Source organism: Sphingobacterium mizutaii (genome assembly GCF_900187125.1).
Taxonomy (GTDB): Bacteria; Bacteroidota; Bacteroidia; order Sphingobacteriales; family Sphingobacteriaceae; genus Sphingobacterium; species Sphingobacterium mizutaii.
This window is the reverse complement of record NZ_LT906468.1, coordinates 744,264-766,996: the sequence shown is the minus strand read 5'-3', so window position 1 is coordinate 766,996 and position 22,733 is coordinate 744,264. Positions and strand designations below refer to the sequence as shown.

Sequence of the window (22,733 nt, the reverse complement as noted above, 5' to 3'; positions counted from 1 at the left end):
GGTTCAAATGCATGCGGCGGGCGTATGCGATACGCCCCTACGAATTTTGGTGAATTTATTGTTGAATGTAATACCAACGATAATCCTGTGCCGGGTCTCGACTCCGGGGAACACCTCGACTCCGCTGATACTCGATGGCTGAGCGGAATCGAATCCCATCCCTGGCTCTAAATCCCTTATTCTTATGTCTAATGTCTACCTCCCCTTACTCCACATTTGCCTTTGCATCCTTCAATTGAGTAGAAAGATCACGGAACACTTGATCAAAGGAATCATCGATAATCACGCCATAAGACTTCAAAAACATAGGACCTATCTTTCCTTTATGGTAGGCCAAACCTTCAATGGGAAAAAGCTCTCCCTTGGGATTTAAATTTGTCTGTTGGATATGGGCGGCTACTCGTTCGAGAATGATATTGGAAAGGGTAACGACATACTTACCATCTTTCACTTCTAAAAGAAAGCCAGCATTAATGACGGACAATTCTAATTTTTGTGTCCTAGTGCTCACATATTTTCTTTCATTCTCGTAATTTGGAGTCACATTCACCAATCGGCCTGAGAATTGATTCCCATTTCGGAAATGGTCCTTTATATAGCCTGTGGCATTTATCCGCATAAAAACTTCTTCCGGACTTAGATCGGTCTCATAGGCCTTTTGCCAAACAAATTTACCGCTGGCATTTAACTTTAAAGTTGGGATCTCAAAAATTTCGGCTTCCTTTTTCCAGATCGTATTTCCAGCAGAATCCACGCGCAAGGTCAGAACATCATTCTGCGCATAGCCTGCAAAAATAAAACACATGCACAGCACAGTAAACAGCAACTTTTTCATATGATTAGCAATTAAATTAGTTTTTAAGTGGAACTTTTCCTGGAAGTTTCACTAGAGATACTGACTGAAATTTATGAAAAAAGTTTAACTGTAAGGAATTATTTTTCTTGATTTTTTTTTCCAGATCATTGCTATTCATCAGAAGGACATATAACAAAGAAAGCCCTGATTTTTCAATCAAGGCTTTCTTTGTTATGGTTTAATAAACCTTAGTCTCTTCTACCGAACAATAGAGATGCGTAGTACAATAATGTAACCAAAGCTGAAAGCGCAGCAACCACATAGGTCATAGCAGCCCATTTCAATGCATCTTTTGCACCATCATGCTCTTCGGTGCTATGGGTGATATTGGAAGCATTCAACCAAGCCAAAGCGCGGTTTGAAGCATCAAATTCCACAGGTAAGGTGACAAAGCTGAACAAGGTAGTCAACGCAAGCGCAGCAACACCAATGGCCAACACATACACATTACCAGAGAATGCCATCATAATTACCCCGATCATCAGCACCCAAGTGGTCAACTTAGAGGCAACACTTACAATTGGCACCATAGCAGAACGGAACTGCAACCAAGAATAGGCAGTCGCATGTTGAACCGCGTGGCCACATTCGTGGGCAGCAACGGCAGCAGCTGCAACCGAACGTCCATGATAAACATCAGGACTTAAGTTAACCGTTCTGTGTGCAGGGTTGTAGTGGTCTGTCAATTGTCCTTCTACAGAAATAACCTGTACATCACTGATTCCATTCTCATTTAGCATCTTCTGTGCTATCTCCGCTCCAGAAAGCCCTGAAGACAGTGGCATCTCCGAGTATTTCTTGAACTTATTTCTGAAAGTAAACTGAACTATCCAGCTCACTACCATGATTCCGATAAAAATTATCCAATACATATCTTATAATATCTTATTATTCTATTTTCTATTAACCTATCAAATCTAATTCCAATAGACCTTTTACAACAAAGAAATAAAAAATTACCACGAAAACAAGTCGAAATGTACACAAAAAGGACAAAGTGACAGAAAACTTACCCAAAAGTTAAAATAAAAATGAATTTCCGATCTTCAAAAGTCCGCAAGATTCTTCTTGACCTGATTCGGGTCTCATTCGAGACACATTGCTGAAATTCGGAATATGTCTCGAATAAAGTCAAGCCCGAATCCATGACATCATGACAAAAAAATAGGCCTGCAAAAATTGCAGGCCTATTTGAAATTTATCTTGATCCTATTATTATCCTAATTGAAACATCATGTTGTTTTCTTCGATCATTTTCCTCAAGTTGCTCAAGGCATACCGCATCCTACCCAAGGCCGTATTGATGCTCACTTCAGTGATATCGGCAATATCTTTAAAACTCATATCGCAGAATAGACGCATGATCAACACTTCTTTTTGATCGTCTGGAAGCAATTGGATGATTTTTTTAAGATCTACATCTCGTTGATCTTTTACCATCTTCATTTCAACACTATCGTCCGAGAATTGCAGGATTTCAAAAATATCGAAACCATCGTTATTGACTACGTTCGGTGCTCTTTTCTCTTTCCTGAAATGGTCGATGACCATGTTATGGGCAATGCGCATGACCCAAGGCAAGAACTTACCTTCATCATTGTATCTACCAGCTTTAAGGGTATTGATCACTTTGATAAAAGTCTCTTGGAAAATATCTTCAGCTAAGTATTGATCTTTAACCTGATGGTAGATCGAGGTATAGATTTTCGTTTTATAACGCTCTAATAGTACTTGCAAGGCTCTTTCTTCGCCTTTAACATACGCTTGTACCAGTTCCTGGTCACTTTTCTTATTCAATAGTTTCATAATTATGCCTCCACAAATGATGTAAGAGTTTTCTATGTCTTTGTAATATTTTAGTTTAAGCGTAGTAGTGTTTCGATAAGCGATTTGTTTAATGTTATTAGTTCAAAGAGAATTAAAATTTCCGATTAATCAAAAAATGCATTGGTATTTTAACATTTCTTCACATTAAATCCTAATAACAAAAATGGCTCCAAAGTTATCCTTTAGAGCCATCTGAATGTTATTTTTTACTCAATTACTTATACAAAGGAAATTGAGCCATCATTTCTTTTACTTTTCCGTGGATACGATCTAGTGCTGCATTGTCTGAACGGTTGTTCAATGCTTCGTCGATCAACTCACCGATTTGAATGATTTCGTTTTCTTTGATTCCACGTGTCGTAATTGCTGCAGTACCGAAACGAACCCCTGAGGTAACGAATGGTGAGCGAGAATCGAAAGGAACCATATTTTTGTTGGTTGTGATACCAGCTAATCCTAAAACAGCTTCTGCATCTTTACCAGAGATATCTTTATTTCTAAGGTCTACCAACATTAAATGGTTGTCAGTACCGCCAGAGATAATCTTATAATCTCTCTCTACAAAGAACTGCGCTAATGCAGCAGCATTTGTTTTTACTTGTTTGATGTATGTTAAGTAATCATCAGACAGGGCTTCACCGTAAGCAATCGCTTTTGCAGCAATAGTATGCTCCAAAGGACCACCTTGTGTACCAGGGAATACCGCTAGGTCTAATAATTGAGTGATCGTGCGGGTTTCACCTTTAGGCGTTTTGATGCCCCAAGGGTTTTCGAAATCCTTACCGACCATGATCATACCACCACGAGGGCCACGAAGTGTTTTGTGGGTAGTGGTTGTTACGATATGACAGTGAGGAATTGGATCGTTCAATAATCCGCGAGCGATCAAACCAGCAGGGTGAGAAACGTCAGCTACTACTAGTGCACCGATTTCATCAGCTACCTTACGGATACGCGCGTAATCCCAGTCACGAGAATAAGCCGACGCACCACAGATAATTACTTTTGGTTTTTCACGACGAGCAGTTTCTTCTAATTGTTCGTAGTCGATAAGACCAGTATCTTCTTTTACACCATAGAACAATGGTTGGTAAAGTTTACCGGAGAAGTTTGCTGGAGAACCATGAGTCAAGTGACCACCATGGCTAAGATCGAATCCTAGGATTTTATCACCAGGTTTTAAGATGGCAAGGAAAACGGCCGCATTAGCTTGTGCACCAGAGTGAGGTTGTACGTTCACCCATTCAGCGCCAAATAATTCTTTTGCACGGTCGAGGGCAATTGTTTCAATTTTATCCACAACTTCACAACCGCCGTAATAACGTTTTCCTGGAAGTCCTTCTGCATATTTATTGGTCAAAACAGAACCAGCAGCTTCCATAACCTGCTTGCTCACAAAGTTTTCTGAAGCGATAAGCTCAATACCTTCTTCTTGGCGTTTTAGCTCCTCGGCAATTAGATTAAAAATGGATTGATCTCTTTCCATATTGCTATTTTTTATTGGGGGGTATTAAAATTTCAAATTTGTTGCAAATATAGATAATTACAAAGAATTGGACTTATAATTACCTAAATTTCTCCAATGATTTTTAAGGATTGCCATTTTGTTAAGTTTTTTCTCAATTGAATAAAGGACTGTCGAACCCCTCCTACTTAAAACGGCCACAGGTTTACGATATTATTTCCTAGCCCCCCTAATTGGTTAAATGGCCAATTATCCCGCTGACAATTGCCCTTCATTGGCAATCTGCTCTGTGTTTGCCGATTGTCATAATCAGGTTGCATATTTAAAAGGAAACCGAAAATTATGTATTTTTGTGGCTATAAATTCAGAGGAAATTAATATGGCTTCAGATAATTTGACAGCTGTAGCTCCGGTAACTTTTACCGAAGGTGCACTAAACGAACTTAACAAACTGATCGACCAACAAGAAATTGGTGCTGATTTTGGATTGCGCATTGGCGTAGAAGGTGGTGGTTGTTCAGGGATGAGCTACATTTTGGGATTTGACCAAATCAAAGATGGCGATACTGAATATAATATTCAGGGTATGCGCGTCTTTATGAACAAAGCTCATGGGCTATATTTAGCGGGTATGGAGATTGACTTTAAAAACGGTCTAGATGCGAGAGGATTCACCTTTAATAATCCGAATGCATCCAGCACCTGCGGCTGCGGAAGCAGCTTCTCTGCATAAAGAAAACTATTGCCGTTAAAAGGTTTCGCCTTGTACATCGACAGTCAGTATTGAAACAACGCTAGCGAGAATACCCAAAAATCTGTTGTTTAATTTTTACACGCCTGCGCAGCAAAACTATTCAAACTGTCTTTTTTGGCGAAGCCTTTTTTTATGCTAATCCCAATAGCATGATAATGCCGGAAAGGCAAATAAATCCCTATTGATTCTTCTGTAAATATTCCAAACCCGATGGGGCAATTTCATTAAATTAAGACAAAAACAAGATTTAGAATCATTGTTACTTTTGGAGCCCAAAAGTAACCAAAAGGCTTTGGCCCATTTAAGGTGGCTTTTCGCACGAGCTCCCGCACATGGATAGAATGCCTTGTTGTCGGGAATATCTTTCAATAGATCATCCCTTTTGATTGGATGATCTATTGAAAGCATTCCAAGGCCAATCCCATCGCACAGGCATCGGCATTCTATCCATTTTTCCGCCACTGGAAATGAGCCTGAGGCTAAAGGGCTTCCTGCGGAAGGGTTGATGTTTGTGGAAAACCCCTGGAAGGGGTAGAATCTTTGTAGAAGGATGAGGCGAAAATGGGAAAACCCCTAGCGAGGGTGAAATATTTTTCTGAAATTTCTTATTTAGAAAAAAACAGTTCGTTCGCGCTGCTCACGATGAACAATCCTTAAAAAAAAAATAGATTCTTCGCTCCGCTCTGAATCCCTCCCAAACGCATTTCCAATTCTGAACGATTAGTGAAGAATCTGTACGTAAATGCCCCATAAAGATCTTGTCATCATCCATCTTCGATGGATGACCTGTTCGCTAATACCAATGATGCCCTGTTCGCCAATACCAATATGGATTAAATAGTTCCGAGATCCTTCCTGCGTACCAATTACATTTTGTTAGATCTATATTTGTATCCATTCATACCCATATTTATTTACCAGAAGAATATTTTTATCCCCCATTCATCCCCAGCGGGGATGAATTATTTTAGAAATGGCATTGAACAATATAGGGTAAATGCAAAAACGATGTTCGATTAATCGAACATCGTTTTTGCGCGACTTCCAGGCTAACGTGCCATGTTTGAATATACCGCTAATGATCTTGCCTCATTAATCCTGTGCCGGGTCTCGACTCCTCTCGACCTTCGGAAAAGATCTTGGCCCATCCTCTCATCCCGTACCCTGAGCGGCGCCGAAGGGAATCCTGGTTCAAATCACGATCTTGGCACATCCTCTCATCCCATTCATCCTGGTTCATTCCCAAATCTTGGTCCATCCTCCCATCCCATTCATCCTGGTTCAAACCCCAACACCCCAACCCAAATCTCCCCATTCCCTTCTGTCTATTATTTATGCAAATTTTTCACTAAATTAGCGACCTTTAAAAATCAGAATTAGATTACGTGATGTACAAGGAATATAAGCAGTTAAATCTTTCAGAAATAGGCAAAGAAGTATTGAAACGTTGGGAGACTGACGACATCTTTGCAAAGAGTATCTCCAATCGACCAGCCAGCAAACCCTACACTTTTTATGAGGGACCTCCATCAGCAAATGGAATGCCTGGTATTCACCATGTTATGGCAAGGACGATCAAAGATATCTTTTGCCGATATAAAACCTTGAAAGGTTATCAGGTTAAACGTAAAGGGGGTTGGGACACCCATGGTTTGCCTATTGAATTAGCTGTGGAAAAGACTTTAGGGATCACCAAAGAAGATATCGGTAAGAAAATTTCCGTAAAGGACTATAATGATGCCTGTCGTAAGGAGGTCATGAAATACACCGATGTATGGAACGACTTGACCCAAAAAATGGGTTATTGGGTCGACCTGGAACATCCTTATATCACTTACCAGAATGAATATATTGAAACCTTATGGTTCTTATTGAAGGATCTGTACAAAAAAGGTTTACTGTACAAGGGCTATACCATACAACCATATTCTCCTGCTGCAGGAACAGGCTTGAGCTCACACGAGTTGAACCAACCTGGAACCTACAAGGATGTGAAAGACACAACCATCGTTGCCGAGTTCCGTTTGGACAAGCAACAGATCCACCCTATGATGGATCGCTTGGTGGAAAACCAAGATGAAGATGTAGCATTCCTTGCTTGGACGACTACTCCTTGGACCTTGCCAGGAAACAGTGCCTTGACCGTGGGTAAAAACATTGACTATGTCAAAGTAAAAACCTTCAACCAATACACTGGAACTGCAGTATCGGTAATCTTGGCAAAAAACCTGATCGCTAAGCACTTTAAAGCAGACGGTCAACAGGTTTCCTTCCAAGACTATAAATTTGGCGACAAGGTTATCCCTTGGGAAATCGTTGAAGAATTTAAAGGTGCGGAAATTGAAGGCTTACGTTATCATCAATTGATGCCTTACGTGACTTCTGAAGAGCTTAGAGAAAAAGCATTCCGTGTGATCTTAGGTGACTTTGTGACCACTGAGGATGGTACAGGTATCGTGCATACCTCACCAACCTATGGTGCAGATGACTTTAGGGTAGCTCGTGAGAATGGTATTCCATCCATTATGGTACTTGATGAAAATGGCAAAGAAGTCCCTACGGTTGATAAAACAGGGAAATTCGTGAAAGAAATCACTGATTTTGCAGGCCGTTTTGTAAAAGAAGAATATTACTCGAATGAAGAGCGCGCAGAAAAGGATTTCCGTCCTACGGATGTTTTGATTGCGATCAAGCTGAAAGAAGAGAACAAAGCATTTGATGTAAAGAAATATGAGCACACCTATCCACACTGTTGGAGAACGGATAAACCGGTACTTTACTATCCTTTGGATAGCTGGTTTATCAAAACCACAGCGGTGAAAGAAGAATTGGTGGCCTTGAATAAAACTATCAACTGGAAACCAGAAGCAACAGGAACCGGTCGTTTCGGCAACTGGTTGGAAAACCTGGTTGACTGGAACCTTTCCCGTTCGAGATATTGGGGAACTCCCCTACCGATCTGGAGAAGTGAAGATGAGAATGAAGAGATCTGCATTGGTTCTATGCCAGAGTTGAAATCTTATTTGGAGGCTTCATTAAACTCAGATGTCTTAACAGAAGATGAAAAAGCAACCAACAAATCCTACTTGGACAAATTTGGAACTGATGATCTAGATCTGCATAGACCTTATGTGGATGACATCATCTTGGTTTCAGATGGCGGCCAGAAATTATTCCGTGAACCGGATCTGATCGACGTTTGGTTTGATTCAGGAGCTATGCCTTATGCGCAGTGGGGATTAGATTACGATAAATTGGAAAAAGGGGAAGCCCTTCCATTCAAGGAAGAATATTTTTCAGCATTCCCTGCAGATTTCATTGCTGAAGGAGTTGACCAAACCCGTGGTTGGTTCTTTACCCTGCATGCTATTTCAACCATGGTACGCGGATCGATTGCATTCAAGAATGTTGTTTCTAATGGATTGGTTTTGGACAAAAATGGAAACAAGATGTCCAAACGTCTAGGCAATGGAGTAGATCCATTTGCTACGATCGACAAATATTCAGCCGATGCAACCCGTTGGTACATGATCAGTAATGCAGCACCTTGGGATAACCTGAAATTCAATGAAGAAGGATTGGATGAAGTTCGTCGTAAATTCTTCGGAACCTTGTACAACACCTATGCATTCTTTGCGCTTTATGCCAACATTGATAAATTCAACTATGCAGAGCCAGAGATCCCATTGAAACACCGTCCTGAGATCGACCGTTGGATTATCTCCTTATTGAACAGTTTGAGCAAAGAGGTAGATGAATTCTATGCAGACTATGAACCGACCAAAGCAGCACGTGCAATCCAGAACTTTGTGGACGAGCATTTGAGTAACTGGTATGTTCGTTTATGCCGTCGTCGTTTCTGGAAGGGTGAATACTCACAGGATAAAATTTCAGCTTACCAAACCTTATATACTTGTTTGGATACCATTGCAAAATTAATTGCACCTATATCGCCATTCTTTGCAGACCAGTTGTATTTGGATTTAAATGCCGCTACTGGTAAAGAAAAATATGAATCTGTTCACTTAGCTGACTATCCTGTTTACCATGTGGAATTGGTCGATAAGGAATTGGAGGAACGCATGGCCTTGGCACAAGATATATCTTCATTGACCTTATCCTTGAGAAAGAAAACAGGAATCAATGTAAGACAGCCGTTGAGCAAGATCCTGGTGCCTGTACTGGACAGTTCGTTCCAAGCCAAGGTAGAGAAGGTAAAAGATTTGATTCTTTCAGAAACAAATATCAAGGATATTGAATTCATTACCGACACCACTGGTATCATCAAGAAAAAGGTAAAACCTAACTTCAAAGTGCTTGGTGCTAAGGTAGGTAAGGACATGAAAATGGTAGCCAGTGCTATCCAAAGTATGGATGCAGCACAGATCCAAGAACTAGAAAACCAAGGTTCTATTCAGTTAACTGGCACGGAATATGTAATTAGCAGCGAAGATGTAGAAATCATAGCAGAGGACGTAGAAGGATGGCAAGTTGCTAATTTAGGACGTTTAACAGTAGCTTTAGACGTTAATATTTCTGCAGAGTTAAAGGATGAAGGGATGGCCAGAGAGCTTATTAACCGTATTCAAAATCTCAGAAAAGATAAAGGATTTGAAGTTACAGACCGAATAAATGTGACCTTAAGTCAAAATACTGAAATTCAACAAGCTGTAGATAATAATTTCTCGTATATTTGTACGGAAATTTTAGCCGACAGTCTGAAATTCGATAGTGCACTGGCAAATGGAGATGCTATCGAAATTGATGGAGAGAATTTATTGCTATCAATAGAAAAAATTTAAAGTATGGGAAACACAGAGAAAACACGGTACAGTGATGCTGAATTACAGGAATTTAAAGCAATAATTCTTGAGAAGTTGCGCATAGCAAGAGAGGAATTGACCTCTTTGACTACTTCTTTAAGTAATAGCAATGCGAATGGAACTGACGATACAGCAGGTACCTACAAGACATTAGAAGATGGTTCTGCCACATTGGAAAAAGAGCAAATCAACCAATTAGCAGCTCGTCAAAAGAAATTTATCGACAATCTTGAAGCAGCCCTAGTGCGCATTGAAAACAAAACTTACGGCATCTGTAGAGAAACTGGCAAGTTGATTCAAAAAGAAAGATTGAAAGCTGTACCTCATACCACCTTGAGTATTGAGGCTAAAAACAAACAATATTAAGCAAAAGATTAATTAAATGGTCTTTGTTATCAACAGCAAAGACCATTTTTATATGCTATGAAAGGATACTCCAAGCCCGTTCTACTGATTATTATCATTTTATTAGTTGACCAAATCTCAAAGTTTTGGGTCAAATTAAACATGACCATTGGTCAGGATTTCAAAGTTTTAGGTGATAAGGTTCTGATTCACTTTATTGAAAATCCAGGCATGGCTTATGGAATGGAATTCGGTGGAGAATATGGCAAGCTTTTCCTGAGTGTGTTCCGTATCATTGCTGTCATGGGCATTGGTTATGGGCTCCATTATATGGTCAAGAACAAGTATAACCGTGGTTTTATCCTGAACGTAGCCTTGATATTTGCTGGAGCACTCGGCAATATCATAGACAGTGCCTTTTATGGATTGATCTTTAGCGAGAGTACTCCATTCTCCAAAGCAGTCCTATTCCCTGATGGCGGGGGCTATGCGACTTTCTTGCACGGCAAGGTAGTCGATATGCTATACTTCCCACTGATCAGCGGGACCTTCCCTACCTGGTTCCCTATTTGGGGTGGTGAGGACTTTTTGTTCTTCCGACCAGTGTTCAATATTGCCGACTCGGCAATCTCTGTAGGGGTTTTCCTTATCCTGATTTTCCAAAAACGCTATTTTAAGGAAGAACATGATGAGAAATCACATGCAAATAGTGAAATCGTAGAGGACTAAACCTTTCGATTAAACAAAGTTAACAAAGCTAATTACGACACTTTTCGCTTTATCCGTATATTTGGACATGAAAAATCTCCGAATACTTTTTTCTATTGCTCTTTGTCTGGCAATTTTAGGTTCAGCAAATGCGCAAGTAAACCCTAAAAATCTCAAAAAACACATCAAATATCTTTCATCAGATAAAATGCTTGGAAGGGAGACGGGGATGAAAGGTTCGTCAAAAGCAGCAGACTACGTCGAGAAATACTTCAAGAAATATAAATTGCAACCAAAAGGAGAAAATGGATACCGACAGAATTTTCCCGCAAAGGTGACCAAAGTGAAGATAGAAAATGCCGAGAGAAGATCGGACAACATCATCGGATTCATCGACAATGCTGCTCCTTACACTATCGTTGTCGGAGCACATTATGACCACTTAGGCAAAGGTGAAATCGGCGGTTCTAAAGACTCCTTGGGTGTAGGGAAAATCCATAATGGAGCCGATGACAATGCATCTGGCGTAGCTGGATTATTGGAATTAGCGAGGCATTATGCTACAAACGACATCAAAGAACCCTTTAATCTCTTATTTATCGGTTTTGGCGCCGAGGAATTGGGATTAATAGGCTCAAAATATTTTACCGAAAATCCAACTATCCCTTTAGAATCCATCCAATGGATGTTAAACATGGATATGATCGGCCGTTATAATCCCGACAATGGTCTGGCCGTCATTGGATATGGAACAAGCTCAGCTTTCCCTAAGATCTTCGAAGGGATCAGCAGTACCATCAAATTCAATAAGAGCCGTGATGGAAATGGAGGCTCAGACCAAACCTCCTTTTACAGGAAAAACATCCCTGTCCTATTTTTCCATACTGGTGGGCATGATGACTACCATAAACCGACTGATGATGAAGAAAGGATAGACTACAAAGCCATGGAAGCTATTCTGCAATTGGAGATCGATGTGCTGGACAATTCCATGAAACAACCTAAGATGGACTTTCAATGGACCAACTAAGTTCAAATATCAGAGTCTTGATCACAGGATCCAATGGTTTCCTAGGACAGAAATTAACAGATTTCATCTTAAGAGAAACAGCCTATACACTATGCTGCACCTCTCATTCGGCAAACAGAAATCCGAATAACCAAGGTTATCAATTTGTACAATTGGACTTACTAGATTCCGCAGGCCTTATTCGCCTTATAGAATCGTTTAATCCTACCCATATTGTACATACCGCAGCAATGACCAGTGTGGAGGCTTGCGAGCAAGATCCCATAAACTGCAAAAAGCTCAATGTAGATGTGGTCAAATTGCTTGCTGAGGAATGCAAAGCCAAGGATATCCACCTAACTTTCCTTTCCACAGATTTTGTTTTTGATGGAAAAAATGGTCCTTATGATGAACTTGCTGATACCGCAGCATGCAATGCTTACGGACAGAGTAAATTAGATGCCGAAGAGGCAGTGAGCTATTCCGGTTGCCGGGCTGCTATATTGCGGACCATCCTGGTATATGGCATCATTGCAGACCCGAAGCGATCGAATTTAGTACTTTGGGCTAAATCCAAATTGGAAGCCCAAGAGGCTATCAAAGTGGTCAGCGACCAATGGCGAATGCCAACCTGGGTTGATGATCTGGCTCATGCTTGTTTGCTTTGTATTACCAAGAATGCAGAAGGCATCTTCCATATTTCAAGCGAAAAAATGTTCAGCGTTTTGGAAGCGGTTGAGGAATTGGCAGATTATTGGAATTTCGACAAGTCCCTGATCAGTCCTATCCAAGCGGCTGAAATTGGGCAAGCTGAAAACCGTCCTCGAAAAACAGGGTTTATTTTAGATAAAGCGATCCGCGAATTGGGATTTAAACCGACTCCATTCCGCGAATCATTGGCTTATATCGATCAACAATATACATACTTTAGAAAATAACTATGCAAGATAAATATGCAAGGGAGTCCTATACCGAAATGAATGAATTGGTACTTCCCAATGACACCAATACTTTTGGAAACCTAATGGGCGGAAGACTCCTGTATTGGATGGATATCTGTTCGGCAATGGCTGCCCAAAAGCATTGCAATAACCAAGTGGTAACCGTTTCGGTGGACAATGTATCTTTCAAGCGTTCCATTAAGTTAGGTGAAGTGGTGACCATTGAGGCGCAAGTAACCCGTGCCTTCAATACCTCCGTGGAAGTAAGAATGGAAATCTTTGCCCAAAACCTTCCTCAAGGCACCAAAGTGAAGTCCAATGAGGCATACTATACATTTGTATCCATCGATGAGTCTGATCGCCCAAAAGCTATCCCTAAATTGATTCCAGAGTCTGAGAAGGAAAAGACCTTATACGATGAAGCCATGCAAAGAAGAGAATTAAGGTTGTTATTAGCGGGTAAACTAAAACCAGAAAATGCAACAGAGATCAAGAATTTAGTCAACCTTTTCGAGCATAAGGGATAAGGAGCGGTTGTTTTTTGTTGAATGGGGGTTTGAACCAGGATTAAAGGGATGGGAGGATAGACCAAGATCATGGAATGAACCAGGATTCAAAGGATAGGAGGATACGTCAGGATCATGGGGAGAATTAGGATAGGAATTTTGGTTGGGGCGAATTGAATTCGCCCGCCGCATGCATACCCTTATAGAATGTTTCCCTTTAGGTCTCCATTAAATCGGAACTTGACGGCAAGGTAATACAGACGATCGTAGTAAATATGGAATCCTCATCCTCCTGATTGATCTGCATGGAAGCAATAGGCATAGGATAATAGCTATTGATGATATTGATCCTTTCTTGCACGCCTTTTATACCGAAGGAACTTTGTTTGAAAGCCGAGGACTTATTATCGGAATCTTTATTAAAACCAACCCCATTATCCATAATCTGTATGACAATTTTCTTGTCATGTTCAGCTATAGAAATCCTGATCAGTCCTTTTTTGGATTTCAAATGTCTCACGCCATGATGTACTGCATTTTCAACAATTGGCTGAATCAACATGGAAGGAATTTTTCTTTCTTTTAGTGTCAGATCTTTTTGAATTTCCAGTTCAAAATCGAAAGCATGATTAAAGCGCTCCTGTTCCAGTTCGAGGTAAAGTTTCAATAATTGGATCTCTGAACTCAGGCTGACGATAGAATATTGGGAATTTTCTAAGACCAATCGGCTAATGCTGGCAAATTTTTGGATCAGGTCACTGGCACTTTTGCTATCTTTTTCTACGACATAGGCCTCTATGGAATTCAAAACATTAAAGATGAAATGGGGATTCATCTGAGAACGGATAGCTTTCAGTTCGCTTTCATAGAGTTTCTGCTTGAAATCATTCTCCAAACGTTCCTGTTTCTCCTTTTCAATATCAGCAGCTTGCTCCTTGATCTTCGATTCGTTCATCAGTAGTTCCTGTTGAAGCTTTTGGTTGTATTCTGCCTGCAATCTATTGATGTTCTTGTGTTGTTGCAATCGATAGAAATAAAACAGGGTAATAGCCGAAAGAAATAATACAATAAACAGCAGCTTAAACCAAAGTGTTGCATACCAATGTGAAGCAAGACTGATATCGATTGTGGCAAGCTGTGCGGACCAGTTTCCAAACTGATCGCCTACCCTAACCTGAAACGTATAATCATCACCTTCTAGATTATTATAGACGGCTAGCTGATCTACCGAGCTTTCTACCCAATCAGTATCGAATCCTATTAATTGATATTGAAATTTAAGTCCCTGCCAAAAAACTTGTTCCGCTGCTGAGAAATTGAATATTAAATTATTCTCATCGGGGCTTAATTTGATTTCATTTTGGAATAGTTCTTCCGATCTATCCAAATGTTGAACAATAAACTGATTGATTAAAGGCTTAAAACTGATTTCATTATTTGGAAAAAAAACTGGCAGGTCTCCTTTGACCAAACCCCAATTGGTACACCAGAATAAGGTATTCGCTTGGATAAAAAAACTATGGGTAATATATTCCTCAGGTGGGTAGATACCAGCTGATTCATTTAAATGGAAAAATACCTTGGCATCTGGATGGAATAACATGGTTCCATCTTGGGATTTCATCCAAATCAATCCATTTTTATCCTCTTGTAATTTCACAGAATACAGCCAAGGTTGGGTGTTTTTTTCAGGATATTGAATAAACTCATATTCACCTTTATAATTCTTCTTGATTTCTGCAATTCCTGAACTGGCATTACTGAACCAAAAACGGCTTTGGCGATCTAAGAGAAAGGAGAACACTGTATTGGATTGAATGGTTTTGGACTGTTGTTTATTTTGGGAGAACTGTATGAATTCGGGCTTTATCTTATTTTCCAATCGGACCAATCCATAGCCATCCATTCCAAGCCAAATGGATCCCTCGGCATCTTTGCCGACGCAGATAACCTTGGAGTCTGGGAGCCCATCATTGACCGTGAACAAATCCAGTTGCCTTGTTTTTAAATTATACCGATATAAACCTGAATTCCAAGAGCCTATCCAAAGAACGGCTTGCTTAGCAATGGTATCCAAGACAATACTATTGCAATCGGCTTTTCTAAGACCTTGATCCTCATTGCTGACTTCCAATGGAACCATACCTTTTTTAGGGTCCTTAAATTCATAAACTCCTTGATCGATAGTCGAGACATAAATAGCCTCATTTGTTGTTAATAGGGATCCAATCTTTAGTTGCTTTAAGGAATATTTTGATAGGCGAAAATCTTGATTTGCATCCAATTCCCCAAAATCAGTTTCTGTCCTATACCAAACTTTACCTTTCCAATTAAATAATTCTATGATGGGATCAGCATAGCGATCTTCGATAAGGTTATTGATTTGGTTGAGTTTGGTAGAATAATAAAACAAACCTGAATTGGTTGCAAGCCAATATCCATCCTTGACGATGCAGAAATCAAATATTCGGGTTGGTTTAGGAGTAATTGGCATCAAGGTTTGCAGCGAAATATACTCGACCTGATTGGTTTCCGGTTGATAAGTGTAGATACCATTGGAAACATGCCCAATCAGGATTTTATTTTCAGTCGGCCAAAAGGCAATAGAACTGATGCTATTATCATAAAAATTGACGCTTTTGTCCCAACCCAAAATAGAGGATATAGAGTTCTGGAAATTATAATCAGCGGCGATAAGATCATGGTCATAATAGCCGGCATAGATACGATCAGGACGAAGGACAATTCCATCCACTGCATTTTCACCTTCATTCTCGAGATTTATCTGTTTTGCAGTATGTTTTTTAGGGTTATAGCAGATCAACCCATCATATCGGGTTCCCATCCATATATTCCCCAGGGAATCTTCGTCTAATGAAAAGATGGTCAGATAGTTCTTACTGGGAATCCCAGGCATGGATATCTGTTTGATTTCTCCTGTTTCTGGATTGAGGGATTGAAGGTCTGTCTCCTGACCAGAAAAGTATATAAGACCAGATTTTGAAGCCAATACATCATACAGGTTGGTTTTCACCAATCCTTTGTTGCTTACTTTGGCCGTATAGGAACTCAAGTTTTCTCCTGCTGGTTTATTACGGTCATAACAGATCAAGCCATGGCTGTTACTGGTAATCCAGATCCTGTTATGATGGTCAATAGCCATGCTACCGAGGTAATTGAGCATCACCCCGTTCGTGTGTTCAAATTTCACTTCGGTAAACTTCTGTCCATCAAAATAAGAAAGCCCACGTTTACCACTGATCCAGATCAGTCCATTGCTATCTTGTGCAAGCCCTTCAACTTCATTGCTGGAAAGACCTTCCTTCTCGGTAAAATGAAGGAAGTTATAAATTCGTTTTTGAGCATAAGCAGTTGAAGATATCAAGCATACTGCAAGGACAAACGATAGAAAAATCCTCACATCCATTCGATTTAGAAGGTTGTAAACAGCCTATCCATCAATTGTTTCTTCTTATTCGGGGAGACTTCAATCTCTGATCCATCGACTAATTCCAAGGTTCCCCCCTCTCCTTTTTTATATTTTACGACGTAATCTAAATTAACGATGACACTTCTATTGACGCGGAATAGCTGTGTATTCTCCAATAACATCTCAAATTCCTTTAATGTTCTGGATACAATGATTTTAGACAGGTTATTTAGAAAGAAGATACTGTAATTGCTCATCGCTTCGATGCGGATCACATCATCTTTTTTTACGAGATGTATCCCTTCTGCTGTTGGTAGAGCTAGTCTGCCCATACATACTCGGTTTTCCGAAAGGTCAGCTTTTTTCAACTTTTCCTTTTGGGAGATCCGAAGTTCAAGTTTGACAATGGCTTTCTTGAGTTCCTCATTATTGACCGGTTTCAAGAGGTAATCAAGGGCATTTGCCTTTAAGGCATCCAAGGTATAGATATTATATGCGGTGACAAATATGACCTCAAATTCAAATTGACCAAGTTTTTCCAGAAATTGGAATCCATTCATGAAAGGCATTTCTACATCCAGGAAGAGCACATCACATTCCATGTTGGGCATTTGCAGCAAGGCTTCTTGGGGATCATTGAATACCGCCGTGACGACCAAAAGCTCCTGGAATTGTTGCAGCTTATGTTGCAATAATCCGGAACCACGAATTTCATCATCCAAAATAATTGCCTTGATCATATTTCTGGTGATTGGTTATTAATGAGTCAGCTTCTATAAAGTTATTTGAAATTTTTGAATTAATTAGGATGAATGAGCAAAGAAGGGATTTTAGCTATTGAAAGAGGATAGATAATGAGAAAATAAAAAAACTCCCCGATTTGGGGAGTTTCTAAGTCTTTAGTCTGAATTTCCGAGTTGAACAATTCGATCGAACTCTTCGGCTTTGAGGGGCATCACGGATAGCCTTCCTTGTCTGACCAAGGCTATATCTTGTAACAGTGGGTCTGCCTTGATGGTTTCTAAGGTAACTGGATGTTTGAAAGTTTCCACTGGAGCCAAATCCACCACTACCCAACGTTCATCTTCAGTGGTCGGGTCTTGATAGAACTCCTTCACGACTTTAGCCAATCCTACAACCTCTTTACCTTCATTGCTATGGTAATAAAGGACCAAATCGCCTTTTTTCATAGCTTTCAGGTTGTTACGAGCTTGGTAGTTTCGCACGCCATCCCAAAAAGTCTCCCCATCTTTATTAAATTGTTCCCAACTATATTTAAATGGTTCTGATTTCACCAAAAAGTAATTCATATCTGCATATAGATTAAGCCAACATCACTGCCGGCAGATTCCCAAATCAATTAATTCTGTTGCTCCAAGATTTCCATTTTATCAGCGTAGTGGGCACAGTAGTCCCGTAAATCGCCAATAATTTTTTCAGCCATTGGATCGCCTCCAGAAGACCTCAAGAAAGAGTCGCCTAGTGTTTGCAAAGTTTCGTAGAAGAAACGTTTCATTTCATCATAAGGCATATCTTTTGTCCAAAGGTCAATTCGCAATGAATTTTTATATTGGGCATCCCATAAAGCTAAAAACATAGCTTTCGCCGGTAATTCTTCTGTATTCTGTCCATCGGTCGAACTCCATTGGATGGAATTTGGAACATTTGAATCATCTAACTCGATTTGGAGTTTGATTTCTGCTTTCTTCATATCTAAAACTGTAATTTTATTAACATTGAAACAATACCCACCACTAAGATAAAACCGATCTGCATGATCCATAGGCGTTGGGTATTCTTGGTCCATAAGCGGAACAAGATATCCACAACGATGAGCACAATAGAAAGGATGAGGAGCCAAGCCCATGAAAACAACGGTTTATCTCCTGATCCCATTTCAGAAATTGCCCATACCAGGATACAAGCCAAGGTAATATTCAAAGGGGTTAGCTTCATCTCTTCTTGCTGGGTTTGCTATTTCCTTTTTTTACTGGCTTACCTTTTCCGCGAGCCGTTCTTTTTGAGTTATTCGCCTTGATGGCATACTTTTTCTCGTGGAATGCACCTTTGAAATCAGGGTTATCTTTTTTCTTCTGATTATCAATTTCTCTAGCGATATCCTGTTTTTCGTCGAAAGGTGTCTTTTCTATAACCACATCAGCAGGTAATTCCTTCAAAGGAATGGTCTGCCTGATTAGCTTTTCGATTTTTGCCACATAATATTCTTCTGCAGGATTACAGAAGGTGATCGCATCACCTGTCTGAAAGGCACGTCCGGTCCTCCCGATACGGTGCACATAATCCTCAATGACAATAGGCACATCGAAATTGATCACATGGCTCACTTGAGAAACATCTAATCCGCGGGCAGCCACATCGGTAGCTACCAAGATCCGTACTTCACCTTCTTTGAAGGCATTTATGGAGTTGATGCGGGTATTCTGTCCTTTGTTCGCATGGATAACACGGACCTCTTCTGGACCATATTTGCGTTCAAGGAAAGCATATATACGATCGGCAACCACTTTGGTCTTGGTAAAAACGATGATCCTACTGAATGTTTCATCGTCTTTGAAGAAGTGTTGCAATAAATTGATCTTTGTCTTTAAGTTGGGAACATGGTAAAGCTCCTGGGTCACGGTTTGTGCTGGAGTGGCCTGTTCGGTTACTTCAATTACGGTTGGGAATGCCAAGAAATCACCTGCAATCTTGCGCACGAGTTCACTCATGGTTGCAGAGAAGAGTAGGTTCTGTCTTTTTCTAGGGACAATTTCCAAGACACGGTGGATCTTTCCAATAAAGCCCATGTCCATCATCTTATCGGCTTCATCAAGCACCAAGAACTTAAGGCTCTTGACATTGATATCACCTTCTAAATAGAGGTCTAAGAAACGGCCTGGGGTAGCGACAATGATATCGCAACCTTTAGCAAGGAGTTCCTTTTGGGTTTTAGGTCCCAAACCACCATATAATAAAACGGTTCTTAAGTCTAGGTAAGTGGAGAATTGCTTGATATGCTCTTCGATCTGCATAGCAAGTTCTCTGGTCGGGCTTAAGATCAATGCTCTTGGGTCATTCCCTTGGGCATATTTCAGCTTCATGAGCATGGGCAGCACAAATGCTGCAGTCTTTCCGGTACCAGTCTGCGCAATTCCCATCACGTCCTGCCCTGCAAGAATCGGCGTAATCGCCTTTTCTTGGATTTCAGTCGTGGTTGTATAGCCCGCTTCGGCTATTGCATTTAGGATCTGCTTATTAAATTTAAAGTCTTCAAATGACGTCATCTTGGCAAAGATAGTTAAATCCAAGGACATGCAGTGGCCTGATTTCCTTACAAATCATTTTGATTTGCGCCTAAATTCCAGCAAATTTGTCCTACCACAAAAAAGGTTGATATGAAAAAACTAGTATTACTATGTGTGCTGACGCTCGTTGGCACTTTCTCATTTGCAGATGAGGGCATGTGGTTCTTGATGCACCTAAAGCGTCTGAACGAAGCTGACATGCAAAAAAAAGGCTTAAAACTCACAGCCGAAGAAATTTACAGCATCAATAACTCTAGCTTAAAAGATGCAATCGTGCAATTTAACGGTGGTTGTACCGCAGAGATTGTTTCGGGAAGCGGATTGGTATTCACGAACCACCACTGTGGTTATGGAGCAATCGCGGAATTATCTACTCCAGAACATGATTATTTAACCAATGGATTTTGGGCTAAAAACCACGCCGAAGAGCTGAAGCCTAAATCATTGTACGTTCGTTTCTTTGTCCGCATGGATGATGTTTCAAAACGTATCCTAGGATTGGTAAACGATAAGATGTCGGAAAAAGAACGCGAAAAGGTTATCAATCAAGAAATTGCTAAAATTCAACAAGAAAATAGTGAAAACGGAAAGTATGTAGTTTCTGTTCGTCCATTCTACAATGGAAATGAATATTACTACTTCGTTTACCAAGACTTTACGGATGTGCGTTTGGTAGGAACTCCGCCAAGCAGTATCGGTAAATTCGGCGGTGATACCGATAACTGGGAATGGCCACGCCACACCGGTGACTTCTCTATCTTCCGCGTTTATGCTGATAAAGACGGCAATCCTGCTGAATATTCAAAAGATAACGTTCCTTTGAAGCCTAAAAAGTTCTTACCGGTAAGTATCAAAGGATTCCAAGATGGCGATTTCTCGATGATCTTAGGATACCCAGGCCGTACAAACCGTTGGATGAATGCAGCAGGAATTGACCAAAACGTTAATTATGCATATCCTGCATGGGTTGAAGCTTCTAAAGTAGGTATGGATGCCATGAAAAAATACATGGACAAAGACCAAGCGGTAAAATTAAACTATGCTTCTAAATATTCTGGAGTAGCTAACTACTGGAAAAACAGACAAGGGATGATCGATGCCTTGAAAAAGCATAAGACCGCAGCTGCAAAACGCAAGCAAGAGAAGAAATTCAACAAATGGGCTAACCGTCCTGAAAACAAGGAAGAATACGGAAATGTGATCGCTGTAATCAATGATTTCTATGCAAAGACAAACGATAAGGCGAGACAAGACAATTACCTGATCGGTATGTTACGTTCTTCGACTTTCGCAGCTATCCCTACTTCTTTAGGTAATGGATTGAAACAATATGCGCAGGAAAACGAGGCTAAACGCAAAGAAATGGCTCCTCGTTTGGAAGCATTTATTGCAGACAACTATGAGAAAGCATACATGCCTTTGGAAATCGATGTATTGGCGGATGAATTGAACCTATATGCTGCTAAGGCTGGTGATATCGCTCCTTATGTTCGCGAAATGGCCAACAAAAACAACGGAAACTTCCAAGCTGATATCAAATCTGCATTTGACAACAGTATTTTTGGATCCCAAGCGAAATTGGCTGAATACCTAAAAAACCCTAAAGCTGAGCTGATTGATTCAGATCCTCTTTACAAACTATCTTCATCTTTGATGGATAAATATCGCGAGACCTCTCCTGAGGCTGAAAAGATGAATGATGAGTTCTTGGCTGCCTCTAGAAAGTTCATCGCTGGGGTATTGAAAATGGATCCTAACGGTAAGTATTACCCAGATGCAAACTCAACTTTGCGTTTAACTTACGGAACGATCAGAGCATTGCCTAAGGACAAAAGGAATGATGCCAAAGAAAATTATTACACCACATTGAAAGGTACTATTGCGAAATACCAACCGGGAGATGAGGAGTTCGATTTACCTAAAAAGTTAATGGAACTATATGAAAACAAGGATTTTGGACGTTATGCTGATAAAGCTGGCTATCTACCTGTTAACTTTTTAAGTGATCAAGATATCACTGGAGGTAACTCAGGATCACCAGTTTTAAACGGAAATGGCGAATTAATTGGCTTGGCTTTTGATGGAAACATTGAAGCAATGGCTGGAGACGTGATTTTCGACCCGAAATTGCAACGTACGATTTCGGTTGATATCCGATACGTTCTTTTCATAATTGACAAGTTTGCGGGTGCTCAAAACATCATCGACGAATTGAAAATAGTAGAGTAGATGCCACAAAAAAGGCGTTTATAACACAAAAAAACATTTTAAAATTCGCATTGTTTGCATTCCTTTTGTATATTTATGATATATTAGAGAATTAATTAAGAAAAACTAAAATTATATTAATTAAAAAATGGAAAACTACACTAAATTAAAAGAGCTAGTAGCTTCAATCGAAGCTGACGCAGAAAAATTCTTCAATAACGGAAACTCTGCTGCAGGAACACGCGTTCGTAAAGGGTTACAAGAGATCAAAACTTTAGCTCAAGAAATTCGTAACGAAGTTACTTCTAAGAAAAACGAGAAGAAATAATTCGTTGAATTAAAGCATAAAAATCCCGGTCAGTACTGACCGGGATTTTTTTTTGCAGTTGAACCAGGATTGGGGAGACTTTTGAACCAGGATTAAAGGGATGAGAGGATAGACCAAGATAAAACGATCAACTCTTTCGAGCACAGACTTAGGTCTAAATACTATATACTAAATACTATATACTAATTACTCTCTCAAAGCGAAGAGCCGGATAAATCCGGCTCTTTG

At 40.1% G+C, this 22,733-nt stretch carries 20 protein-coding genes; 9 read left to right on the top strand and 11 right to left on the bottom strand.

The genetic code is table 11. From position 1 onward, the window contains the following. Window positions 1-205 precede the first annotated feature (205 nt). The 4 genes from CKW03_RS03305 to CKW03_RS03290 all read right to left on the bottom strand — a co-directional run bounded on the left by CKW03_RS03305 (window position 206) and on the right by CKW03_RS03290 (window position 4,169). A complete protein-coding gene (locus CKW03_RS03305; RefSeq protein ID WP_139185523.1) occupies window positions 206-835 on the bottom strand; it encodes a hypothetical protein in 630 nt (209 codons plus the stop codon). A gap of 209 nt (window positions 836-1,044) precedes the next feature. Further along, window positions 1,045-1,728, bottom strand: coding sequence for a zinc metallopeptidase (locus tag CKW03_RS03300; RefSeq protein ID WP_093100768.1), 684 nt, complete (start codon window positions 1,726-1,728; stop codon window positions 1,045-1,047). Between the two features lie 343 nt (window positions 1,729-2,071). Then, the gene (locus CKW03_RS03295) at window positions 2,072-2,662 is read right to left on the bottom strand and encodes an RNA polymerase sigma factor (protein ID WP_093100770.1); all 591 of its coding nucleotides are present in this window, start codon (window positions 2,660-2,662) and stop codon (window positions 2,072-2,074) included. 235 nt (window positions 2,663-2,897) lie between these two features. Then, entirely contained in the window at window positions 2,898-4,169 is a 1,272-nt protein-coding gene (locus CKW03_RS03290) for a serine hydroxymethyltransferase (protein WP_093100772.1), read from the bottom strand. A gap of 358 nt (window positions 4,170-4,527) precedes the next feature. Here CKW03_RS03290 and CKW03_RS03285 point away from each other — a divergent pair, with 358 nt between their 5' ends. Next, entirely contained in the window at window positions 4,528-4,881 is a 354-nt protein-coding gene (locus tag CKW03_RS03285; RefSeq protein ID WP_093100865.1) for a HesB/IscA family protein, read from the top strand. 1,096 nt (window positions 4,882-5,977) lie between these two features. Here the strand turns inward: CKW03_RS03285 and CKW03_RS03275 are convergent. After that, on the bottom strand, window positions 5,978-6,217 hold the full coding sequence (locus CKW03_RS03275; protein ID WP_093100775.1) for a hypothetical protein: 240 nt from the start codon (window positions 6,215-6,217) through the stop codon (window positions 5,978-5,980). Between the two features lie 73 nt (window positions 6,218-6,290). Between CKW03_RS03275 and ileS the strand changes: the two genes are divergently transcribed. The 6 genes from ileS to CKW03_RS03245 all read left to right on the top strand — a co-directional run bounded on the left by ileS (window position 6,291) and on the right by CKW03_RS03245 (window position 13,255). Beyond that, the gene (ileS, locus tag CKW03_RS03270) at window positions 6,291-9,704 is read left to right on the top strand and encodes an isoleucine--tRNA ligase (RefSeq protein ID WP_093100777.1); all 3,414 of its coding nucleotides are present in this window, start codon (window positions 6,291-6,293) and stop codon (window positions 9,702-9,704) included. Window positions 9,705-9,707: 3 nt separating this feature from the next. Next, window positions 9,708-10,091, top strand: coding sequence for a TraR/DksA family transcriptional regulator (locus CKW03_RS03265; protein WP_093100778.1), 384 nt, complete (start codon window positions 9,708-9,710; stop codon window positions 10,089-10,091). A 57-nt stretch (window positions 10,092-10,148) separates the two neighbouring features. Next, window positions 10,149-10,799, top strand: coding sequence for a lipoprotein signal peptidase (locus CKW03_RS03260; RefSeq protein WP_093100780.1), 651 nt, complete (start codon window positions 10,149-10,151; stop codon window positions 10,797-10,799). A gap of 67 nt (window positions 10,800-10,866) precedes the next feature. Further along, a complete protein-coding gene (locus CKW03_RS03255; protein ID WP_093100781.1) occupies window positions 10,867-11,808 on the top strand; it encodes a M20/M25/M40 family metallo-hydrolase in 942 nt (313 codons plus the stop codon). Next, window positions 11,796-12,725 (top strand): SDR family oxidoreductase, encoded by a 930-nt coding sequence (locus CKW03_RS03250; RefSeq protein ID WP_093100783.1) that lies wholly within the window; start codon window positions 11,796-11,798, stop codon window positions 12,723-12,725. The genes CKW03_RS03255 and CKW03_RS03250 overlap by 13 nt, the downstream gene beginning before the upstream one ends. Before the next feature lie 2 nt (window positions 12,726-12,727). After that, window positions 12,728-13,255, top strand: a complete 528-nt coding sequence (locus CKW03_RS03245; RefSeq protein WP_093100784.1) for an acyl-CoA thioesterase — start codon at window positions 12,728-12,730, stop codon at window positions 13,253-13,255. Window positions 13,256-13,451: 196 nt separating this feature from the next. Here the strand turns inward: CKW03_RS03245 and CKW03_RS03240 are convergent, their stop codons facing one another. The 6 genes from CKW03_RS03240 to CKW03_RS03215 form a co-directional block, all read right to left on the bottom strand. Further along, a complete protein-coding gene (locus tag CKW03_RS03240) occupies window positions 13,452-16,661 on the bottom strand; it encodes a sensor histidine kinase (protein WP_093100786.1) in 3,210 nt (1,069 codons plus the stop codon). Window positions 16,662-16,666: 5 nt separating this feature from the next. Then, window positions 16,667-17,404, bottom strand: a complete 738-nt coding sequence (locus tag CKW03_RS03235) for a LytR/AlgR family response regulator transcription factor (RefSeq protein WP_093100788.1) — start codon at window positions 17,402-17,404, stop codon at window positions 16,667-16,669. A 159-nt stretch (window positions 17,405-17,563) separates the two neighbouring features. Then, complete coding sequence (locus CKW03_RS03230) at window positions 17,564-17,974, bottom strand: EVE domain-containing protein (RefSeq protein ID WP_093100789.1); 411 nt, start codon at window positions 17,972-17,974, stop codon at window positions 17,564-17,566. 50 nt (window positions 17,975-18,024) lie between these two features. Next, window positions 18,025-18,375, bottom strand: coding sequence for a gliding motility protein GldC (gene gldC / locus CKW03_RS03225; RefSeq protein ID WP_093100791.1), 351 nt, complete (start codon window positions 18,373-18,375; stop codon window positions 18,025-18,027). 2 nt (window positions 18,376-18,377) lie between these two features. Further along, on the bottom strand, window positions 18,378-18,620 hold the full coding sequence (locus CKW03_RS03220) for a hypothetical protein (RefSeq protein ID WP_093100792.1): 243 nt from the start codon (window positions 18,618-18,620) through the stop codon (window positions 18,378-18,380). Beyond that, the gene (locus tag CKW03_RS03215; protein WP_236736565.1) at window positions 18,617-19,978 is read right to left on the bottom strand and encodes a DEAD/DEAH box helicase; all 1,362 of its coding nucleotides are present in this window, start codon (window positions 19,976-19,978) and stop codon (window positions 18,617-18,619) included. The genes CKW03_RS03220 and CKW03_RS03215 overlap by 4 nt, the downstream gene beginning before the upstream one ends. Before the next feature lie 81 nt (window positions 19,979-20,059). Between CKW03_RS03215 and CKW03_RS03210 the strand changes: the two genes are divergently transcribed. Both CKW03_RS03210 and CKW03_RS03205 read left to right on the top strand, forming a co-directional pair. Next, entirely contained in the window at window positions 20,060-22,198 is a 2,139-nt protein-coding gene (locus CKW03_RS03210) for a S46 family peptidase (protein ID WP_093100794.1), read from the top strand. 127 nt (window positions 22,199-22,325) lie between these two features. After that, entirely contained in the window at window positions 22,326-22,505 is a 180-nt protein-coding gene (locus tag CKW03_RS03205; RefSeq protein ID WP_093100795.1) for a BF3379 family histone-like protein, read from the top strand. Window positions 22,506-22,733: the final 228 nt, after the last annotated feature.